Here is a 22,651-nt window from a genome sequence, read left to right on the forward strand (position 1 = left end):
AGCACAACAGGCAAAGCCATCAAAACCCTGAGTGGGCATAGCAGTACGGTCTTTAGCGTCGTCTTCAGCCCCGATGGCAAGACACTGGCTTCTGGCAGTKWTGACAAGACCATCAAACTCTGGGATGTSAGCACAGGCAAAGCCATCAAAACCCTGAGTGGGCATAGCAGTACGGTCTTTAGCGTCGTCTTCAGCCCCGATGGCAAGACACTGGCTTCTGGCAGTGATGACAAGACCATCAAACTCTGGGATGTCAGCACAGGCAAAGCCATCAAAACCCTGAGTGGGCATAGCAGTTCGGTCTGGGGCGTCGTCTTCAGCCCCGATGGCAAGACACTGGCTTCTGCAAGTGCTGACAAGACCATCAAACTCTGGGATGTCAGCACAGGCAAAGCCATCAAAACCCTGAGTGGGCATAGCGGTACGGTCTATAGCGTCGTCTTCAGCCCCGATGGCAAGACACTGGCTTCTGGCAGTGATGACAAGACCATCAAACTCTGGGATGTCAGCACAGGCAAAGCCATCAAAACCCTGAGTGGGCATAGCAGTAGGGTCTGGGGCGTCGTCTTCAGCCCCGATGGCAAGACACTGGCTTCTGGCAGTTTTGACAASACCATCAAACTCTGGGATGTGAGCACAGGCAAAGCCATCAAAACCCTGAGTGGGCATAGCAATTCGGTCTATAGCGTCGTCTTCAGCCCCGATGGCAAGACACTGGCTTCTGGCAGTGATGACAAGACCATCAAACTCTGGGATGTGAGCACAGGCAAAGCCATCAAAACTCTGAGTGGGCATAGCAGTTCGGTCTGGGGCGTCGTCTTCAGCCCCGATGGCAAGACACTGGCTTCTGGCAGTGATGACAAGACCATCAAACTCTGGGATGTGAGCACAGGCAAAGCCATCAAAACCCTGAGTGGGCATAGCAGTTCGGTCTGGGGCGTCGTCTTCAGCCCCGATGGCAAGACACTGGCTTCTGGCAGTGATGACAAGACCGTGATTTTATGGGATTTGGATTTCGATAATTTATTACTCAGTGGTTGCAACTTGCTAAATAATTACCTAGTTGCCCATCCAGAAGTACTAGAGGATTTGAAAAAATGTCAAACTCCATCACGGAAGGTGCTGGGGGCAAAAGTGTTAGTCATCCAAGGTGAGAAGTTAGCGCGAAATGATGATATTAATGGCGCTGTTGAAAAGTTCCGCCAAGCACAGCAGTGGGATAATAAGTTAAAGTTTGATTTCCACGCCAGAGCGACAGAGTTTGTTAACAAAGGCAAGGCTGAACGCTCAGTTGATGAAGGAAATAGCCGCTTAGAAGAGAAAAAGTTTCAGGAAGCATTAGCAGCTTACACCGAAGCTCTCAAGCTCGATCCAAAAGTGGAAATTCCTATAAGCTCTTGGAATACACTATGCTGGCGAGGTAGTCTGCAAAAACAAGCTGCCGAAGTGTTACCAGCCTGTGAAAAAGCCGTTGCACTTGCACCTGAAGATGGCAACATTCGTGATAGTCGTGGCTTGGCTAGGGCGCTAACAGGCAACACCCAAGGGGCAATTGAGGACTTTGAAGCATACATCGCCCAGCCTGAAGATAAAAACACTAAAGCACAACGGCAGCGCTGGGTGAAAGATTTACGGGCAGGGAAAAATCCGTTTACAGATGGAGAGCTTAAGAAGTTACAGAATTAGTTTTAACCTCACTTCCATATTCTACGAAAGCAATGAGTATTACCAGCCTCAGTTATGTGCAGTGTAATCCTAAGTAGATAGACACGATTATATCTAAGATGTCATTGCGAGCGAAGCGAAGCAATCACAAGGTCTCTGGGATTGCTTCGCTTCGCTCGCAATGACAGAATGTATTATATTTATGTCTATCAACTTAAACTTGGCTGAACTTACCAGAGTAAAGTTCATCAGACACTTCTTTAAGTTCTGGTTCAACCACTGTCAAATGTTGCTCTAAAATTGCCAAATTCCGAATATTGGACTTATAAAAAGCATCAAACAAATCGCCCACAAAAGGCACAGTACCAACGACTGCTTCCAAACCCACGTTAAAAATCATTTTCGTTAAATCTTGGCGTGAGATGCCGAAGCGGGCAGCTAAAAATATGATGTAAGCTGAAAACGCTGTACTGATTAAATCACCAGCACCGGGAACTAAACCGATAATTGGGTCTATTCCAATGCGAAAACCCGTCAAAGGAATACGTATTGATGTATCCATCAAACGGCTGAGTTTGCGAATGCGGTTGAGAGTAGCAAGGCGTTTGGCAGCGTCCATAATTTCTGATATTTGCACTACTCTAAGATTGCACTATTTTTAGTTCTTTGTCTTGTACCGTTAGAAATAACAAGTATGAATAAAAATTCCGAATTCTGCCTAAAAAATAGTCATCATTATAATTAATCACTTTCTGTAAATTGTTAGCAACGTAATTTTATAAGTCCGTAAACATCAGTAACGCAATTGCGATAATAATATTAAACTGCCGACCCTTACAGTTCTGGAAAATTAGCTGAGTTGAAGAGGAAAAATACCAAATTTATTACTCATTGTAGATTGATTTAACGTTACAACTGCCACCAGAGACGGTACTTTAGCAAGACTACTTAAACAATACAACAATCAATTTTACCCTTTGACTAAGCCTCTGGTACAATAGCAAAAGCCTAATTAACTAAAGTCAATCTCTTTACAGATAGGACTTACGCAAGCACTATTTTGTCATTGCGAGCGTAACGGAGTCTAGGGAAGCAATCCCAGAGTTTTTGGCAATTACTTCTCTAGGAGACGCTCCGCGAACGCAACTGTTAAAGACGCACTCGCGTTCGTTTGTAATGACGTAAAATCATAGTCAGTGCGTAAGTCCTGTACAGATATTATCAAGCTGTCCCTACTTACTTAATTCGACAACTCAATTTTTCCGAAAAATTCCAAGTATTAGTTATTACATCTACCACTACTATGAAAAAATTAATTAAAGGTTTGCGCGAATTCAAAAGTAGTTATTTTCCCGCTAATGAAGAACTGTTTGAACAACTTTCTCATGGTCAAAAGCCTAGAGTACTATTTATTACTTGTTCTGATTCGCGTATCGATCCAAACCTGATTACACAAGCTGGCTTAGGTGAATTATTTGTTATCCGCAATGCAGGCAATATTATTCCACCATATGGTGCGACTAATGGCGGTGAAGGGGCAACAATAGAATATGCTGTTCAAGCATTAGATATTCAACAAATTATTGTCTGCGGTCACTCGCATTGTGGTGCTATGAAGGGGTTAATGAAGTTAGACAGCTTGCGGATAGAAATGCCGCTTGTACATGACTGGCTCAAGTATGCAGAGGCAACCCGACGACTAGTAAAAGACAATTATAGCGACTACGAAGGCGAAGAACTCTTAGAAATAATTATTGCTGAAAATGTACTCACCCAAATCGAAAATTTACGAACTTATCCAGTGATTCACTCTAAGCTCCACCAAGGGCAACTCAAAATTTATGCTTGGATTTATCAAATTGAAACAGGAGAAGTCTTGGCATACGATGCACAAAACCACGCCTATATCTTGCCCCAAAATCAACTTCTACCATCAGAAAGAGATGAGATATTTGAACCACTAAGCAATGTGGAAATACGTTTCACTAAAACTCAACAACGGGCGTTGCCATCGTCTGAAGAAGTCCCTAATGGCGCACATGAATGGTTTCCAATGACAGTACTTTCTCCAGAGCAAATGGAGCGAATTTATCGAGGCTCAGCAACAAAGTAAAAGTGTAGAAGATGAAAAATCCCTTGTAAGGGTATGAGTTGGTTGACTAGAAGTAACAGATACCAGAGCCGATGGTTTAAAAGATTCTAAACAATTAGGACTTACGTAAGCACTATTCTGTCATTGCGACCGGAACGTACTGTAGGGAAGCAATCCCAGAGTTTTTGGCGATTACTTCTCTAGGAGACGCACTCGCATTCGCTTCGCTCGTAATGACCTAAAATCGTAGTCAGTGCCTAAGTCCTGATAATATTACCCCTTAACTAACGAGGATAATAATCAAAATGAGGGGTAATATCATGTCCGCCTAATTAGTTACAATTCCCGCATCTGTGCAAAACACCAGGAAAACCTCTTTCTCCCTGCTCCCTGCCCCCTGCACCCTGCCGTCTTAATGACAAGTCTTTAACGGGACATGATATGAGGCGTTGAGTCTTACTCCCCAATGCTAGTAGGGAAGGGGCTGAGGATTAAGTTTGATATTAGTTTTACAGATAATGTAAAAAATCAAAGTTTTATAATAGTATTTCAACGCTTAAAAATTAGAGAACACTGTGACCACTACACTACACTGGCAGGAGCGAGTTGGTAATCAAAGAGATTGGGTTTGGCGGGGCTGGCAAACTCGCTATACTTATATTCGCTGTGCCCAGAATCACCAGAACACGCAACCTCTAATTCTGTTACATGGCTTTGGCGCTTCTATTGGTCATTGGCGACATAATTTAGAGGTGTTAGCCGAACATCACACAGTTTATGCCCTAGATATGCTCGGTTTTGGTGCTTCTCAAAAAGCCGCAGCTAATTACAGCATCGAACTTTGGGTAGAGCAAGTTTATGATTTTTGGCAAACATTTATTCGTCAACCAGCAATATTAATAGGCAATTCCAACGGTTCGCTGATTTCTTTAGCCGCCGCCGCCACTCATCCCGACATGGTGCGGGGTATGGTGATGATGAGTTTACCAGATCCTTCACTGGAACAAGAAGCAATCCCTCCTGTGCTGCGGCCAGTGGTCAGAGGAATTAAAAATATTGTTGCTTCGCCGTTGATTCTCAAGCCTGTGTTTAACTTTGTGCGCCGTCCAGGCGTGTTGCGTCGCTGGGCTAGTCTCGCCTACGCTAAACCAGAGGCAATCACCGATGAACTGATAGAAATTTTAGCTGGCCCTCCCCAAGACCGAGGTTCAGTGAGGGCTTTTAGTGCTTTGTTTAAAGCTGCAATTGGAATTAACTTTAGTCCCAATGTCAAGGCAGTATTACCAACCTTAACAATACCAATGCTATTAATTTGGGGACAAAAGGATCGGTTTGTTCCCCCAGCTTTGGCAAACCAATTTGCTCAGTACAACGAAAAATTAGAAGTGCTGAATTTAGAAAACGTGGGTCATTGTCCCCATGATGAATGTCCTGAACAAGTCAACCAAGCGATTTTAGATTGGATTGAGAGAGGAGTTTGGAGTTAGGAGTTTAAATTTAAGAATTATTCTCCCCTGCTTTTCCTGTCCTCCTGCCTACCTTGCCTTCTTGTTACCTATTCAACCGCAGCTTGGTTAGTATCAACATCTGTAGTACCATTCACAGTACGGGCAACAGAAACCATTCTATCGAGAATATCTTGGCTGGGTACTTTACCTTTCAACACTACAGTGCTACCTGTTTGAGCAACCCAAAGGGTATTAACATCGTCGAGTTGGGCGTCTTGGTCGAATGCCAATGCTACCCGCTTTGCTAAACCACTTTGGTCATATTCACCATTTAATCCTAGACGTTCTGGCGGTATTGATTGCGTATCAGTAGTACTAGGAGTTTGGGGTACTGCTTGGGCAGTGGGATTTACTTCAGCATTGTCAGGTTTTTCCATTCCAAATAATCTTTGTAACCAACCCATAACAACTTATCTCCGATTAGAGGTTAAATCAGACTTGAGTATACAAGCTTTAGCAAGGTCTAACATCTGCCGATGAAAAGATATCTACTTAAAGAGAATGCTGCTTGCGAAATAATTTATCTACAAATTCTCTTTATAAATTGAAATGAGTGCAACTATTAAGTTTAAAATAAAAGGTCTCACTTATTATTATTTAGTGGCTCAGTACGTATAGCGCAGCCTACAGCTAGTACATTATCTGAAATTGGTAAAAAGCTTGGGGTCTAAGTATTCTTACTTTTGACTTTTGACTTTTGCCTTATTGTACTAATGTCTGCGTTACTTAAATCCTGCTCTGGCCTGTGTTGGCGAAGATGAAACATACTCTTTCAGTTTTGGTAGAAGATGAGGCGGGCGTTCTGTCCCGTATTTCTAGTTTATTTGCGCGTCGTGGTTTTAATATTGAAAGCCTTGCTGTCGGCCCGGCTGAACAAGGTGGTGTGTCGCGAATTACGATGGTTGTACCCGGTGACGATCGCATCATCGAACAACTCACCAAGCAATTATACAAGTTAGTCAATGTCCTCAAGGTACAGGATATTACCGAAACTCCTTGTGTAGAACGAGAATTGATGCTATTAAAGGTCAATGCTACTAGCAGCAATCGCTCAGAAGTAATCGAACTGTCTCAGATTTTCCGGGCGCGAGTCGTGGATGTGGCGGAAGATTCTCTGACTTTAGAAGTTGTGGGAGATCCGGGTAAAATGGTAGCGATCGTCCAGGTATTACAAAAATTTGGTCTCAGAGAAATCGCCCGCACCGGCAAAATTGCCCTCACTCGTGAATCGGGTGTAAATACCGAATTACTAAAATCTTTGGAAGTAAAGGTTTAGTTAGGAATTAAAGAAGAAGTCACAATGCAATTAGCGAAAACAAGCAGGGTGCATTGAGCTAACGCTGTAACATACTATAGCAATCCAAATAGAAAGCAAAAAATATCAGTGGTGGCTGTTGACTATTAAGTGTCAACTTTTAACAGTCAACAGTCAACAGCTTGGGTAGCAAGATTTCACAAACGACTTAGGATTGCTAGATGTAAGTTAATTCTGACTGTTGATTGCGGACTACTTCTTTAATCAATTAAAAAGTAATAATAGCTACTAACATATAAATAAGTATATATAGTTATGTCTTTTTATATGCAAAAGTTACGCCAACTTGGCATGACGCAACATATAAGAAACTGCTACAAAGTTGTTAGAACAATAAAACACTAAAAACAACTAAAAGTTTTAATAGTCGTCAAGATGGCTATAGGACTCCTATTTGATTTTTAAAACAGCTCTGTACAATTTGAAAAGGTTAATTTTTTCCTACTCTCTGCCTGTTATGATTACTTGATTTGACCTTTAATATTTTATTAGAGGTAATTTACCAAATCTCATCTCATTGAAAAAGTAATCATGTTCAATAAGAAATATACTCAAATTTCCCTAAAAATAGTTAATTTTCGAGATATTGATAATTTCAGGTAAATTAGACAAATAATTTCCAGCCTCAAATCATCTAATCAGCATCTAGATAATGCTTTGACAATAGCAATATCATTAATAGCAGTTTTTCAAGAAGTGAGAAAAAAGAAAAAACTCAATAAAATATACAGAGTTTTTCGCTTATATTTTCTTCCTTATTGATTCTGTTGCAGTTGCAATAATGTTTTTAGTTAATGAGATAATTTTTTAGATTCAGAGGTCTTGACAGGCATGAATTTATCATTGTTATTTGTTTCTCAGTGGCTACCTAAAAAGTTAATTAATAAGTTATTAAATAATCTGCTAAATATTAGGAATAGACATTTATTCTTGTTCGATATTATTATTTTTTCAATAACAGTCTTATTAACTCTGAATCTCTGTTTAGATGGGAAGTTTTTCATCGAAGATTATAAATTAGAATTAGGAATCGTAACAATACTTTTTTTAGTGATAAAGCTTACTGTATTGTGGAATTTAGGTTTTTATAGACTTTACTGGCGCTATGCAAGTATTGAAGAACTTTTATATATAACTATTGTTATGGGAATTTCAGTAGTAATCCAAGCGGTATTCTTTGATGTGATGCGATTATTCCCATATTTAACATTGGATATTTTACCGCGATCGCTACCATTAATTGATGGATTGCTTTCATGTATTTTCATTGGGGGACTGCGTTTTACTATTCCAATTGTAGAAAGAATTAGTCAACAAAATACAGTATTTAAACCACAAGAACGTGTATTAATAATTGGTGCTGGTAATGCTGGAATTTCTTTAGTACGAGAAATGCAAAGAAATCCCCAATTAGGGTTTTATCCTGTTGCTTTCATTGATGACGATCCTCGAAAATTTCGGGCATACATACGTGGGATTCCTGTAGTTGGCGATCGCTATCAAATTCCTGATATTTTACAATCTCTCCAAATCCATAAAGCGATCATTGCTATGCCGACAGTTACAGGTAAAGTTATTCGAGAAATTGTAGATATTTGCAAAGCAACTGGAACTCAAACTAGCACTTTACCAGGCATACATGAAATTCTCAATGGTCGGGTGCGAGTTGACAGCATTCGGGATGTACGAATTGAAGATTTACTCAGACGCGAACCCGTACAAATAAATTTTGAAAAAGTTTCTCAATTTCTCAAAGGTAAAACAGTATTGATCACGGGTTCAGGTGGCTCAATTGGTAGCGAACTTTGCCGCCAAATTTTTAAATGCAATCCTGCTGAAATGATACTGATGGGACATGGAGAAAACTCTGTATTTAATATCCAACAAGAATTAGAACAACTTATTCAAGTACTCGAAAATGAAGGCAAATCATCCATTAATACTCCTCATATTTCTACCTTTATTGCTGATATTCGCTTCAAGTCTCGATTAGAACATGCATTTAAAATATTTCAACCTGATGTCATTTTCCACGCTGCGGCTCATAAACATGTCCCATTAATGGAATTAAATCCAGTAGAAGCAATCACTAACAATGTAATGGGAACAAAAAATTTAGTAGAACTAGCATTGCAATATGATGTAAAACATTTCGTGATGATTTCTACAGACAAAGCAGTTAATCCTACCAATGTTATGGGTGCGAGTAAAAGAGTCGCTGAAATGTTGGTACTGCAAGCTGCAAGAGAAAGTGGCAAACCTTATGTAACTGTACGTTTTGGCAACGTTTTAGGCAGTCGAGGTAGTGTAGTTCCCACTTTTAAAAAACAAATTGCAGCAGGTGGCCCAGTGACTGTCACTCATCCAGATATTCGTCGTTATTTCATGACTATTCCGGAAGCAGTTCAACTCGTTTTGCAGGCTGCAGTACTTGGTCATGGTGGTGAAGTTTTAATGCTGAATATGGGTAAACCTGTGAAAATTGTTGACTTAGCAAAGGAATTGATTCGTCTTTCTGGATATAAAGTAAACCAAGATATTGAGATTGTATTTACTGGTTTGCGTCCAGGAGAAAAGTTATTTGAAGAATTATTTATTAGTGGAGAAGAATATCAACCAACCGAACACGAAAAACTCTTAGTAGTAAAAAATGCTAGTCAAATGATTCCAGAAAATTTAGATATAACTGTGACAACTTTGTGTCAAGCAGCAGTAAAAAATGATACGAGTTTAATTCTATTTTTACTTGAACAATTGGTACCAGGCTACAAACCCAAACACTTAAATAGTTATGTGGGAGGAAATATTTCCAGCAATACTTCACTCCAAACGAAGCCAAATATGAATATGTTGGCACAGGTAAAATCGTAACTAGCAGATAGTAATCTACTTTGATTGTTCAGCGTGAGTAATTTAACTTAACTGTCAAAATAAATATGTCTAAAAATTCTAATCCTATTTTGCAAGTATTTGATAAAGTATCTCAAGTTAATAGTAGATATTTATCTAGGATTAAGAATATTGCCAAGATATTTGTCACGAGAAGAAGTGAGTGGTCAATTGGAATTTATCTAGGCGAATCTCCTTTTAGTTTTGTTTCTGCCAATACAATTATTAATCCAGTTTTGACTGCCAAGGATATAACAGATGTCCCAGCACACTTTGTTGCTGACCCATTTATGGTTCGTGAGGACGGCATTTGGTATATGTTCTTTGAAGTATTAAATAGTTTGCAAAATAAAGGAGTAATAGGACTAGCAAATAGTAATGATGCATACAAATGGAATTATCAACAAATTGTACTTGATGAACCGTTTCATTTGTCTTATCCATATGTATTCAAATTTCAAAATGATTACTATATGATTCCAGAAACTTCACAAGCTAGTTCTATTCGTTTATATAAAGCAACTAATTTTCCAACCAAATGGTCTTTTATCCAAACTTTACTTTCTGAAAAAGATTTTGTAGATCCTAGTATTTTTCAATACAATAATCTTTGGTGGTTGTTGACTGCAACATCACAAGCAAGAAACACATTACGTCTCTATTATTCCCAAAATTTGATGGATACTTGGATTGAGCATCCTCAAAGTCCAGTGATTAAAGGAAGTAAAAATATAGCCAGACCAGCAGGTAGAGTTATAGTCTTCGATGGCAAAATTATTAGATATACCCAAGATTGTGAGCGGGTATATGGTCATCAAGTTAGAGCATTTCAAATAACTGAATTGACGACAACAAATTATCAAGAGAAGGAAATTAAAAATAATCCAGTTATTAAAGCAAGTGGACTTGGTTGGAATCAAATAGGTATGCATCATATTGATGCTCACCAAATTGATAAAGATAAATGGATTGCATGTGTAGATGGAAAGCGTTATCAATTAGTTTTTAATCAAACTTTAATAACTAAAAGTTTGGCTAATATTAATTCAATTTGATTTGTGAGATTTATTTTTTATCACGCAGAGTCACCGAGAAAGCAGAGAGAAGAATAAAGAAAGTGAGATTTAGATAAATAATTTAGGATTACTAAGTCATTTATTATTACAGACAGCAATCATAATTAAAATCTGCTAGTTAAAAGTATATTTTAATAAGTTGAGTTTGAATAAGATAGTGAGGAATAGAAAAGATGTTAATTATCACAAAGAAATTTATCTTTTCAGTAGGAGAAGTTTGGTTTGATGAAGAGACACGAGAATTACCGAACGTGGATGTACTTCACTACAGACAATGGATGCACCCCATTCAAGGTGGTCAATCTGATGAATTTTATACAAGATTAATTGATTTAACTAAAAGTCATGATGAACTTTGGGAAAGTATTAGTAGTAATGATAGATATAAAATTAGACGAGCAGAGCAGAAAGACCAGGTAATTTATGAATATTGGGAGACCATAGACTCTAATATTATCGATGATTTTTCTGATTTTTATGATTTATTTGCTTTCCAAAAAGGCTTAAATAGAATTAATAAAACTCAACTTCAAAATCGTGTAAACGCTGGTGTAATTGATATTTCACGTATCAAGTCAAAAGATGGTAGTTCTTTAGTTTGGCATGTTTATTATCGAAATAAAAATAGAGTTCGTCTTTTACATTCTGCATCTCTAAAAAAGAATAATGATACTTCCTACCAATCAATTTTAGGACGAGCAAACCGTTATCATCACTGGCAGGATATTTTGAGATTTAAAAACTTGGGAATTTGTAGCTATGATTTTGGCGGGTGGTATACCGGAAATACAGACCAAGAAAAATTAGGTATTAATGAGTTTAAAGAAAAGTTTGGCGGAGAAGTTGTCAAGAATTTTAATTGTGTTAATGGTATTACTTTGAAAGGGAAGTTATATTTATATATTCTGAAAATATATTTCAGGTTATCTCAATTTCCTAAATCACATTTCTTGAATTTTAAATTTTAAATATTTGATTAAGTTTCTCAAAATTAAAAATTTTCTCTTATGCGAAAATAAGTTGAAAATCATTGCAACCAATAAATTCGCAAAAATCAGACACACCAAGATGATTGGTAATCTAAAATACAAAATTATACAATGTGGCATTTGCAAAGCTTTGTTGATTACTGGAAGAAGCTGACAAGTGGCTCTATCAATCGCCAAATTTTTGGTGCTGCGATGATAGTTGGTTTATTGACAGCATTGGTTAAAGTAGCGGCTGTGGGTAAAGAATTGGTGGTTGCTCAGAGGTTTGGCACTGGAGATGACATAGATGCGTTTTTAATTGCTTTGTTGATACCTTCTTTTATTATTAACGTAATCGCTGGTTCTTTTAATACTGCTCTCATACCTACTTATATGCAGATACGAGAGCAGGAAGGTACAAAAGCTGCTCAAAGGCTTTTCTGTGGAGCCACAATCAGTGGCTTGGGACTGTTAGTAATTACAACAATACTGATGGTAGTTCTAGCACCCTTGTATTTACCACGAATTGCGACTGGATTTAGTCCCCAAAAGTTAGAGCTGACTTTTCATTTGCTCTGCGCGATCGCACCTTTTGTTTTCTTAAGTGGGATTATTGTCATTTGGGGTGCTGTATTGAATGCAGGGGAGCGTTTTGCTTTAGCAGCATTCTCACCAATTATTACTCCAACTGTTACCGTTGTATTGCTTTTAACGCTGAAATCTTTGAGTATTTTCGCTTTGGCTGCTGGATTAGTCTGCGGTGCAGTACTAGAAATAATTCTCTTAGGAACAGCGCTGCACCGACAAGGCATTTCATGGGTTCCGAAATGGTATGGATTTGACACTAATCTGCGTCAAGTTGTTCGCCAATATTTCCCGATGATTGCGGGAGGACTTTTAATGTGTAGTACAAACTTAGTCGATCAATCTATGGCAGCAATGTTGTTACCTGGTAGCGTTGCAGCACTCAACTACGGTAACAAAGCGATCGCATTTCCCATGTCTCTAGCCACTACAGCATTAAGTACTGCTGTGATTCCCTATTTTTCTAAAATGATTGCTGCTAACGATTGGGTAGGCACACGTCGCACACTTAAGCGATATATGCAGATAATTTTTATCACAACTATTTTACTGTCAATATTCTTATTTGTATTTTCTGAATCTATAGTCAAAATACTTTTTCAAAGAGGTTCGTTTACAGCTGATGACACTCATTTAGTAGCCCAAATTCAAAGTTTTTTTGCTTTCCAAATACCTTTTTACGTAGCGGGAATTATGGTAGTACGATTAATTTCAGCAATGCAAGCCAATCATATATTGATGTGGGCTTCTGCATATAATCTCATTAACAATATTATTTTAAACTATTTATTTCTCCACTATTTTGGGGTTGCAGGTATTGCTCTATCAACAGCCTGTGTTTCTGCCTTAGCATTTTTCTTTTTATCATATTTTGCTCATAAAAAAATCAAAAAATTCTCTGCAACTTCAACAACCTAGTTTTCAGATTGACCCTTTCTTCATCTCTGGGATCTGCATCTGAAACGCCTATGGGTGATTTTATATATACTCATATTGCACCACAATGAAACTAACATTAATTATTCATTCCCTTACCTATGGTGGTGCCGAACGGATTATGTCAATTATGGCAAACTACTGGGCAGCTAAGGGATGGCAAATTACATTATTAACATTTGATAACAATAAAGTACCGGACTTTGATCTCGACTCTCATGTAAATTATATTCCCTTAGGGATAGCTGAAAAATCTCCGACTGCAATAATTGGCATCTGGAATAATATAAAACGCATCAAAATTCTCCGAGATGCAATTATTAATAGTAAACCAGATGCCGTAATTAGCTTTATGTCTAAAACTAATACGATCACTTTACTAGCAACGCGGTGGTTGAACATCCCAATAGTAGTTTCTGAACGTAGTAATCCCATCAAAAGTTCTTTAGGTTGGAATTGGCAACAACTACGACAATGGACTTATCCATTTGCAGACAAAATTGTTTTTCAAACTCAACGAGCAAAGGATTATTTTCCATCGGAACTACAAAATCATAGCTGTATTATTCCTAATATGGTTGTATTACCACCAATAAAAAAACATTCATCAGAAAAATTTTTAACAGAGCGATCGCTAATTGCTATGGGACGTTTTGTACCAGAGAAAGGCTTTGATTTATTGCTACAAGCTTTTGCCAAACTAAAAGATAATTATCCAGAATGGACATTAACTATTTTAGGAGACGGTAAATTACGTCCAGAATTGGAAACTTTACGTAACCAACTAAGACTAAGTGATCGCGTTCATTTTCCGGGAATGGTGAACAATACTTATACTTTTTTACAACAGGCAGAGTTTTTTATTATGTCTTCCCGTTTTGAAGGTTTTCCCAACGCTCTTTGTGAAGCAATGGCATGTGGTTTACCAGTTATATCCACAGATTGTCCTAGTGGCCCACGAGAGATTATTCGTGATGGTACAGATGGTATTTTGGTTCCGAATGAAGATGTTTCAGCATTAGCCACAGCAATAGAACGACTGATGTCTAACGAACAAGAACGAAAATCTTTAGCTGCTCGTGCGCCAGAAGTAACTGAACGATTTAGTGTCAAAAAAATAATGGGAATGTGGGAAGAAGTATTAGCTCAAGTTATTAAAAAGAAACCCAAGTTTATCTGAAAACTGTAAACTTTAGATAATTAGCTTTATTAGAAAAGTCATTATTTTATCTTCTTTGCACCTTAAACTGCAAAAAATATATTTTTAGAGAAAATATAATAAATTAAACAATGAATATCCGAAAATCTCTTTACTTCACTTATGCTTCTTATAGAAATTACAGTTTTCCTCACCTGTATAATCAATTCGTTAAAGAAAGTTTATTTAATGTTTCTATTAATCCAACTAAAGAGTTATTAACAAAAATTTTGATTCATTGCCATAGATTTGTTCCATACTATGCCAAATTAATCGAAAGTCTACCTAATAAAGAAATTATTCACCAAACACCAAAACTATATCTTTGTCAATTTCCAATCCTGACAAAAGATATTATTCGTACAAACTTTGAACAAATAAAATCTACAGATTTAGCACAGCGCCAGTGGTATTTAAATACATCAGGTGGTTCAACAGGAGAGCCAATTAAATTAATTCAAGATGCTGACTACAATGACTACTCTACAGCAATTAGCTTACTTTATTCTTATTTAGTTGGACGAGAATTAGGAGAGCCAGAAGTTCATTTATGGGGTTCAGAAAAAGATATTTTTCAGGGTACAATCGGATGGAAAGCAAACTTTTTTAATTTTTTGAGAAATACCACATATATGAATGCCTTTCAGATGACTCCTCAAAGAATGAGAAATTTTCTGAAATCGCTAAATACAAAACAACCAAAATTAATTGTTGCCTACGCTCAAGCAATTTATGAATTAGCAAAATTTGCTGAATCTGAACAAATTAAACTTGTTCCTCAAAAAGCAATTATAACTTCTGCTGGAACACTTTACACTTGGATGCGCCAAAAGATTGAGGCTGTATTTCAATGTCAAGTATTTAATCGTTATGGTTCTAGAGAAGTTAGTGATGTTGCCTGTGAAAAACCAGGAGAGAAGGGGTTGTGGGTAGCTCCTTGGGGTAATTATATTGAGATTGTAGATGATGATAATAATCCTGTGCCACCAGGAGTTGAAGGTAATATTTTAGTTACTTCTCTGATCAACTTTGCTATGCCGTTGATTCGATATAAAATTGGCGATCGCGGTACTTTATCTCCTGAATATAAATCTGGACAAATACTACAGCAAGTTTCCGGAAGAAATGTTGATATTTTTAAAACTCATACCGGAACTTTAATCGATGGAGAATATTTTACTCATCTTCTATACTTCAAAGATTGGGTGCATAAATTTCAAATAATTCAAAAAAGCTACTTAGAAATTACCATCAAAATTATTAAAGCTAATTCTGATTATTTCACTGAAGAACTCGATGACATAGTCGCTAAGTGCAAGCTGATGATGGGGAAAGATTGTGTAGTCAATTTTGAGTTCGTGAATAATATTCCTGTTAATCATTCTGGTAAATATCGCTACACCATTTCCGAGGTTGATTAAATGAAAAAGAAGATTGTATTCTTGATTCGCTCTTTGAACTATGGAGGAGCAGAAAGACAATTAGTCACACTAGTAAAAGCTCTGGATCGAGAATACTTTGATGTAACCATTTTATGCTTTTATGCTGGTGATTCATTATCTCTAGATAAAAACTTACAAGATAGTAATATCTCGATAATTTATTTAAAAAAACAGGGACGTTGGCATTTATTTGGCTTTTTTCGGCGTCTTGTTCAGCATCTTCACCGTATACATCCCGATATATTGCATGGATATGGTGGAACACCAAATTTACTCACTATTTTCTTAAAGCCTTTTTTTCCCTCAACCCGTATGGTTTGGGGATTACGTAATTCTGATACTGATTCTAATTTTTATGATTGGTTAGGGCGTTTAATCTTACAGTTAGAATGTCTTTTATCCAGTTTTGCTGACTTGATTATTATCAATTCTTATGCTGGTCAAGCATCTTATCTAACTCATGGATTTCCATCTGACAAGATGATGGTAATTTCTAATGGTATTGATATCGAACTTTTTCAGCCTGACTTAGAAGCTAGAACCAAAGTCCGATCACAGTGGGGAATTTCAGAAAATACGATTTTAATTGGTTTAGTGGGGCGACTAGATTCTAGAAAAGATCATCCGACATTTCTTAAAGCAGCAGCACTACTGTGTGAAGATAACCAGAATGTGCATTTTGTTTGTGTAGGTAGTGGTTCAGAAAATTATGCACACGAGTTGGATGAACTAGCTCATCACTTAGGCATCTCTGAGAAAGTTATCTGGGCAAAAGCGCGTGCAGATATGCCTGCAATCTACAATGCTCTAGATATTGCTGCTTCTTCATCTTATACAGAAGGATTTCCCAATGTAATTGGAGAGGCGATGGCGTGCGGTATACCTTGTGTGGTGACAGATGTAGGCGACTCAGCTTGGATTGTTGGTGATACCGATGTAGTGGTACCTCCCAAAACTCCACTAGCTTTGAAAACTGCCATGAAGAAATTGATAGAAAATCTCGCTCTTAATGGTTGCGATCGTACTCAAATTCGACAACGAATAATTGACAAATTCTCAGTAGCTCAATTAGTCCTTACAACCGAAGCCACTATTCTTAGTTTATGTCATGAATCATTCTCTAAATAAAAAATTTAATTTCTTCTTTTTTTACCAATCTACCCTGGCATTAGGGGCTATTTTCACTTTTTTCACAGATATTAATTCCTATTTATATACATCAGGAATTATTTCTCAACCTCCTTTAGTTTGGATCATAGCGTTTGCTGTATTCTCTCTTCCCTTACTTTTTTCATCAAACAAGTTCATACCACTCTCTATAATTAGTTGGTGTTTTAGTTTTATTTTTATTTCATTATTGTGGTTTGTACTATTTTCCAGTTTTGGAGAACTTGCTTTTGAAGAATTGAGAAAACGAATCTTAACAGTAATTTTTCTCCTTTGCATGTCATTAATTTTTTCTCAACATCCAAAAATTCATTACTTAACTCGATGGGCTATATTTTTAGCAGTATTGATGGGTATATTTAATAATTTTTGTGAATTTATTAACCCCGTCGTATTTAATTCATTAGGTGATGGTGGTCGGGCTGCTGGATTTTATTTAAATCCCAATAGTAATGGCTGTGCATTAATACTTGGGATGATTTTTAGTGTAAGTTTATTACAGCCGATATATCGTTTACCTTTCGTATCTCTCGTCGGTATTGGAGTTTTCTTGACATTTTCCCGAGGAGCTATTGTTGGCTGGTTACTTGTAGTTATTATTTTTACGTTTGTGGGCGTGCTTCATTTTAACAAATTACTTTATTGGGCTTTGGGAATAGGGATTTTCATTATTAGCTTAGGCTCACAATGGTGGGACGAACTATTACAAAATTTAAATTTAAATCAAAACTCTCTCGAAAGAATTGCCTGGTTTCAAAATATTTCAACTTCTGATTCTGAAGATTCTGCTGATTCGCGTTTAGAAGTGGCTCAATTGGCTTGGCAGATGTTTACTAAACGTCCCTTCTTAGGTAATGGAATTGGCTCAACTTTAACCTGGAATATGGATATATCCACACATAATATGTATTTGTATTATATGGCGGATCATGGAATTATCGGCGCTTTTATTTTACCTCTATTAGTATATGCAGTGACACAGCACGCCCGTGGAGAAACTAAATATATTGGCTTAGCTTTTGGGGCTTTTATTCTTCTTTGGGGACTATTTAGCCATAATGTTTTAGAGGAGCGCTATATCCTCATTATGTTTTCATTGATGGCTGCAATGACTAGAGGGAGTTGGTTAGAACAAAAATATCAACTAGAAAATCTATTATGAAAATTATTTATATCATTACTGGACTCTCCACTGGTGGTGCTGAAGTTATGCTTTATAAACTTCTTTCCAGGATGAATCGAGAGCGTTTTAGTCCAGTTGTTGTTTCTTTAATGCATTATGGTACATGGGGCGATCGCATTGTAAATTTAGGCATTCCTGTTTATACCATTGGTATGAAACCAGGAAAGCTAAAACTAGTTGATATTTGGCGAATCATTCACATAGTACGCCAACTCAAACCTGATTTAATTCAAGGTTGGATGTATCACGGAAACTTAGCTGCACAAGTTGTTAAACTTTTTATATTTAGACAAGTGCCTGTTTTCTGGAATGTGCGTCATTCACTTTCTTCTTTAGATTTAGAAAAACCGCTAACAACTACTATTATTAAACTGTGTGCTAATGTTTCATACTTACCTACAAAAATTATTTATAACTCTCAGAATAGTTCTCAACAACACGAAAAAAGTGGTTACTCTTTTGATAAAACCTGTATAATTTCCAATGGTTTTGAAACAGAAAAATTTATCCCATCAACCAAGGCTCGCCTCAATATCCGTTTAGAATTAAATACTGACGAAAATAATTTGTTGATTGGTTTGATTGGTCGTTATCATCCTGTCAAAGACCATTTTAATTTTCTTCAAGCTGCTGCATTATTACTTAAAAAGTCTGCCAACGTTCAATTTGTTCTCGCAGGCAGTAAAGTTGATTGGCAAAATCAGATTTTATCTGAATTAATCCATGAATTAGGGCTTGTTAAGCACATACATCTATTAGGTGAACGTCATGATGTGCGTTGTTTAACCGCTGCTTTTGATATCGCTTCTTCTTCTTCTTCTGGAGAAGGTTTTCCCAATGTTATTGGCGAAGCAATGTCTTGTAGTGTTCCTTGTGTAGTCACAGATGTGGGAGACTCAGCTTGGATTGTCGGTGATACCGGAAAGGTCGTACCCCCAAGGAATCCAGAAGCATTAGCAAATGCTTGGCAAGCATTAATCGATATCGGGAAAGAAGGTAGAGAAAGTTTAGGAAAAGCAGCACGAGCAAGAGTCATCAAATATTTTTCTTTAGACTCCATTGTGGCTCAATACGAGGCACTGTATGACAATGTGTTAGTTCAAAAAAACATCAGAATTCATCAGAAGGTAGTGCAGTCTTAAGGTCTCCCCAAGTAGAGCAACTGCGGTTCAGAACTTAGGAATTAGAAAGCTGTTCCCAATTAAAAATCCGTCTTCAAAAGTTTAGCGCGGAAGTTTCCTTCCCTCTAACATCTCGCAAAATCTCAAATCCCAAATTCTCTTACTTAGTAGGTATAGTAACTTCCCAAATTCCTTGGTTTCCACCGTATTCTATAACATAAATCTTATTGCCGATAATTTCAGCATCAATGGGATTACTGAAACCTTGGACAACACGTCTAGCTTGAAGTCGGTAGTTGGTATTTCCTACTTTAGTTAATTTCAAATCCAATAGATCTTGGCTGGGATCTTTAAAAGGACCTGGTAGTGTTTCACCAACAGGATCGCCTGGAGTCCAACTCAATACAAATGCATCTCCTTTGAATTCTGGACTCATTGCTCTTTGTGTATCAAAAACTAAACCCAAAGGAGAACGATGTGCTGTAAAAGTACTCAAACTTTGTCCAAGAACACTCGCATCTTTGATTTGGCCATTTTGAGGATTGCGGTAATTGTCTGCATCCGGGCCAAAATTAGGAATTGGTTCAGTCAAAGTGATATTAGGCCGAGGTGGAAAGGTTGGATCGTTATAATAGTAACCTTTGATAACTGCGCTAAATTTGGAGTTTAATAAACGGTCATTGGCAGGATTATAATTGGGAAATTGTTGGGGATTGTCTGTCCCACCTATACGCCAAGGAAAGCCATAATGTTGACCCTGACGTAGCCAATTTAATTCTTCTGACATATCGCGATCGGGACCATTTTCTGTGCCAAATAAATCCCCATTAGGCGCAAAAGCCATATCAAAAGTATTACGTGTTCCTTCTGCAAAAATATAACCAGCTGTTTTTAAAGTTGCTCGATTGTTTGCCAGAAAGAGATTTTGACCATTAGTAGGAAGACGGATTATACAGGCCGTTAATCCTACTTCGCGAGTATTGGGATATAAACCTCCAGCAGTCTGGATTTCACCATGATCTGTACGAGAACCGCTATTTACATAGATATACTTACCATCTGGGCTAACCACCACACCGCTGAAACGATGGTCATAGGCTGTTTTACTTTTTGGATACCCTGCACTCTTAGCCAAAATAGACCAGATACGGACTCCTGTATTTGGGTTAATTACACCTTTAACAATAATTGCTTTGGTCTGGTCATTTCCAAGGTTTCCATTGCCAACTAGATAAATTGTACCATCAGGACCAATGGCCATACCTTGAGTTTCAGCTACCTTATGATTACTAAAGTCATAAACAAGTGTACTCGTAGATAAAGCTAAATTAACTTTATAAATCTCGCCATTGCGTTTGAGATAATAAAGTGTATTATTTCGGGGATCTTTTACAATCCGAACAGAAGGAGAAATTGATGCCGTATTTAGAATATTGCGAATCTTAATATCAGCACGCAGGGCTTGAGGTGCAGCATTAACTCCAATAGTTCCATAATTTAACAAAAATATTGTTAATAGAAGTGTTTTTTCCCAAAAAAAGTGGTTTTTCAGCGCGAATTTATTGCTAAATCTGCGCTTATCTGGGCTGGTTGACTTAGCATTATTCATGATTTTCTCCATAAACATAATCAGATGATTTTTTCTAAATCTTTTTAATCCAGTAAAAAGATTTACAGAATGTTTGAAAAACTTATACCAATTTTAAAAAGGATTGAAATAGATGGATTTACAAAACCCAAACACAAAAATTCCTAATCCAAAATGGTATTATTCGTGCTTATCCTAAACTAACTTCCAAGGTATAAGGAACAGATATGCTGTCACTTTCCCCAGAGAAAGTTCCACCATTTTGAGGAAAGAAAGCATATTTACTCACTGAAATAGAGTACGTCCCCGCACTTAGTGAAGCAGTGATTAATGACCCAAAGTCTGATTCATTACCACTATCATCATTAAATTGCAGTAAAGTTCCAGCATTATTAAACAGACCGAGGACTGTATCATCAGGTGTCACTGTTTTGATAGTTACAGTTGCCGAATTTGCTATAGAAAATTTAAAAAAGTCGAAATCAGGATTATCTCCTGGCTGAACTGTTACTAACTCACCTGCAAGATTAACATTTGAACCTGATGATAAAGAACCCAATCCTTCAGCGCTGGCTAGTGTATTATTTGTAGCTTGTCCAGCATTTTCCCGCTCATAGAAAAGGAAGTCGTCACTATCAAGCCTCAGATTGGTTCTCCCCTGCACAATACCTATAATCTCATCTGGCTCTGTTCCTGGTTTATCTAAGAATATTTGTGTGTTGCTTCCAACAACTTGCAGACGGTAGTTCTGTAGAGATCCTTTGAGTTCAATTCGATCGTCGCTAGAGTTGAAGTCACTAATGTTAGCCAAGTCTGCAAAACCTGCGTTCGTAGTGTTGTTATCGTCGTAGAAGACATTTGTCGCATTCCCTAGGACAAATCTATCTACCCCAACCCCGCCAATCAAGTTATCAATCTCCCCTGAACCAGGTGGGAGCGAACTACCAGGAAAAATACCAATTAGGACATCGTCTCCAGATCCCCCATTGAGTGTATCGTTACCAGGCCCTCCCTGTAGACTGTCATTGCCATCCTCACCATTGAGGATATCATTTCCCAAATTACCGTCTAGCGTGTCATTGCCTGTTCTACCATTGAGAGTATTGTTACTACTATTACCAAACAGGAAGTTGTTAAGACTGTTACCTGTACCATTGATGGCCCTGCTTCCCGTCAGTGTCAGATTCTCCACATTGGCCATGAGTGTGTAAGAGACAGAAGACCGGACGCTATCTGTGCCTGAATTAGCAGCTTCGGTGATAATATCAGCACCACTGTCAACGATGTAAGTGTCGTTACCTGTTCCCCCATTCAAGCTGTCAGTACCTGTACCGCCATCAAGTGTGTCATTGCCATCTCCACCAATAAGACTGTCATTTTCTGTCCCACCAAATAGATTATCGTTACCAGCGGCACCATTTAAAATGTCATTACCGGACGTAGTATTAGCATTCCCACCATTAGCCCAACCATATATCGTGTCATCTCCCGAAGTCCCATTTCTGATGTCAGAACCTGTCGTACCGTAAATAACTACCATATCATTTCTCCACAATTTTTAACTAAGCTTCACTTCCGGCTTAATTAAATAACTTTTTATTAGTTCAATCTAAATTACTTGCCATTTGCGTAATCCTAGATGGAAAACTTTAATTATTGATTGGATTAGCGACTTCCAAAGAAAAATATCCAACTATCGATTATGCTGAGTCAAAATCCACCCTTTTGGTTAGAGAGACAAAACGCTCACCATACAAGAAGATTAGATAATTTCTTTCTTGCAAATTTATTGATTAGGCAAATTGTAAGTAATAGGCAAAAATTTCTTAATATTGATTATTTTTATAAAATTTTTTCCTGCCATAACTATATTAATTATCATGAGTGAAAGTTTTCATTAACTTCTTTACAAAGTCTT

General features: G+C 37.5%; 16 protein-coding genes and 1 pseudogene. 13 read left to right on the forward strand and 4 right to left on the reverse strand.

All coding sequences use genetic code 11. The annotated features are described in order from the left end of the window. Positions 1-1,686, forward strand: a pseudogene (locus FCR06_RS06945) (ribosome assembly protein 4); the annotation flags it as partial. A gap of 193 nt (positions 1,687-1,879) precedes the next feature. Here FCR06_RS06945 and FCR06_RS06950 read toward each other — a convergent pair. After that, on the reverse strand, positions 1,880-2,284 hold the full coding sequence (locus FCR06_RS06950; RefSeq protein ID WP_138498113.1) for a DUF4112 domain-containing protein: 405 nt from the start codon (positions 2,282-2,284) through the stop codon (positions 1,880-1,882). A gap of 684 nt (positions 2,285-2,968) precedes the next feature. Between FCR06_RS06950 and FCR06_RS06955 the strand changes: the two genes are divergently transcribed. Both FCR06_RS06955 and FCR06_RS06960 read left to right on the forward strand, forming a co-directional pair. Further along, positions 2,969-3,778 carry a carbonic anhydrase gene (locus FCR06_RS06955; RefSeq protein ID WP_138498114.1) on the forward strand — a complete coding sequence of 270 codons (810 nt, stop codon included), beginning with the start codon at positions 2,969-2,971 and terminating at the stop codon, positions 3,776-3,778. A gap of 554 nt (positions 3,779-4,332) precedes the next feature. After that, complete coding sequence (locus FCR06_RS06960) at positions 4,333-5,244, forward strand: alpha/beta fold hydrolase (RefSeq protein ID WP_138498115.1); 912 nt, start codon at positions 4,333-4,335, stop codon at positions 5,242-5,244. Positions 5,245-5,312: 68 nt separating this feature from the next. Here the strand turns inward: FCR06_RS06960 and FCR06_RS06965 are convergent, their stop codons facing one another. After that, positions 5,313-5,669: a phospholipid-binding protein gene (locus tag FCR06_RS06965; RefSeq protein ID WP_138498116.1), complete on the reverse strand. Its 357-nt coding sequence runs from the start codon at positions 5,667-5,669 to the stop codon at positions 5,313-5,315. 353 nt (positions 5,670-6,022) lie between these two features. Here FCR06_RS06965 and ilvN point away from each other — a divergent pair, with 353 nt between their 5' ends. The 10 genes from ilvN (at position 6,023) to FCR06_RS07015 (ending at position 19,166) form a co-directional block, all read left to right on the forward strand. Further along, positions 6,023-6,541, forward strand: coding sequence for an acetolactate synthase small subunit (gene ilvN, locus FCR06_RS06970; protein ID WP_138498117.1), 519 nt, complete (start codon positions 6,023-6,025; stop codon positions 6,539-6,541). Positions 6,542-7,411: 870 nt separating this feature from the next. Beyond that, the gene (locus FCR06_RS06975; protein ID WP_138498118.1) at positions 7,412-9,451 is read left to right on the forward strand and encodes a nucleoside-diphosphate sugar epimerase/dehydratase; all 2,040 of its coding nucleotides are present in this window, start codon (positions 7,412-7,414) and stop codon (positions 9,449-9,451) included. 65 nt (positions 9,452-9,516) lie between these two features. Beyond that, positions 9,517-10,524, forward strand: coding sequence for a glycoside hydrolase family 32 protein (locus tag FCR06_RS06980; RefSeq protein ID WP_138498119.1), 1,008 nt, complete (start codon positions 9,517-9,519; stop codon positions 10,522-10,524). A 194-nt stretch (positions 10,525-10,718) separates the two neighbouring features. Next, a complete protein-coding gene (locus FCR06_RS06985) occupies positions 10,719-11,513 on the forward strand; it encodes a hypothetical protein (protein ID WP_138498120.1) in 795 nt (264 codons plus the stop codon). Between the two features lie 132 nt (positions 11,514-11,645). Then, positions 11,646-13,016: a murein biosynthesis integral membrane protein MurJ gene (murJ, locus tag FCR06_RS06990; protein WP_138498121.1), complete on the forward strand. Its 1,371-nt coding sequence runs from the start codon at positions 11,646-11,648 to the stop codon at positions 13,014-13,016. 85 nt (positions 13,017-13,101) lie between these two features. After that, a complete protein-coding gene (locus FCR06_RS06995; RefSeq protein ID WP_138498122.1) occupies positions 13,102-14,214 on the forward strand; it encodes a glycosyltransferase family 4 protein in 1,113 nt (370 codons plus the stop codon). 110 nt (positions 14,215-14,324) lie between these two features. Further along, a complete protein-coding gene (locus tag FCR06_RS07000) occupies positions 14,325-15,653 on the forward strand; it encodes an AMP-binding protein (protein ID WP_138498123.1) in 1,329 nt (442 codons plus the stop codon). Beyond that, positions 15,654-16,802 carry a glycosyltransferase gene (locus tag FCR06_RS07005; protein ID WP_138498124.1) on the forward strand — a complete coding sequence of 383 codons (1,149 nt, stop codon included), beginning with the start codon at positions 15,654-15,656 and terminating at the stop codon, positions 16,800-16,802. Further along, positions 16,783-18,003: an O-antigen ligase family protein gene (locus FCR06_RS07010; RefSeq protein ID WP_138498125.1), complete on the forward strand. Its 1,221-nt coding sequence runs from the start codon at positions 16,783-16,785 to the stop codon at positions 18,001-18,003. The genes FCR06_RS07005 and FCR06_RS07010 overlap by 20 nt, the downstream gene beginning before the upstream one ends. Then, complete coding sequence (locus FCR06_RS07015) at positions 18,000-19,166, forward strand: glycosyltransferase family 4 protein (protein WP_138498126.1); 1,167 nt, start codon at positions 18,000-18,002, stop codon at positions 19,164-19,166. The genes FCR06_RS07010 and FCR06_RS07015 overlap by 4 nt, the downstream gene beginning before the upstream one ends. A gap of 139 nt (positions 19,167-19,305) precedes the next feature. Here FCR06_RS07015 and FCR06_RS07020 read toward each other — a convergent pair whose 3' ends face one another. Further along, positions 19,306-20,754 (reverse strand): PQQ-dependent sugar dehydrogenase, encoded by a 1,449-nt coding sequence (locus tag FCR06_RS07020; protein ID WP_189523341.1) that lies wholly within the window; start codon positions 20,752-20,754, stop codon positions 19,306-19,308. Positions 20,755-20,923: 169 nt separating this feature from the next. Next, positions 20,924-22,273 (reverse strand): pre-peptidase C-terminal domain-containing protein, encoded by a 1,350-nt coding sequence (locus tag FCR06_RS07025; RefSeq protein WP_138498128.1) that lies wholly within the window; start codon positions 22,271-22,273, stop codon positions 20,924-20,926. Between the last annotated feature and the right edge of the window lie 378 nt (positions 22,274-22,651).

Source organism: Nostoc sp. PA-18-2419 (assembly GCF_005869855.1).
Taxonomy (GTDB): Bacteria; Cyanobacteriota; Cyanobacteriia; order Cyanobacteriales; family Nostocaceae; genus Nostoc.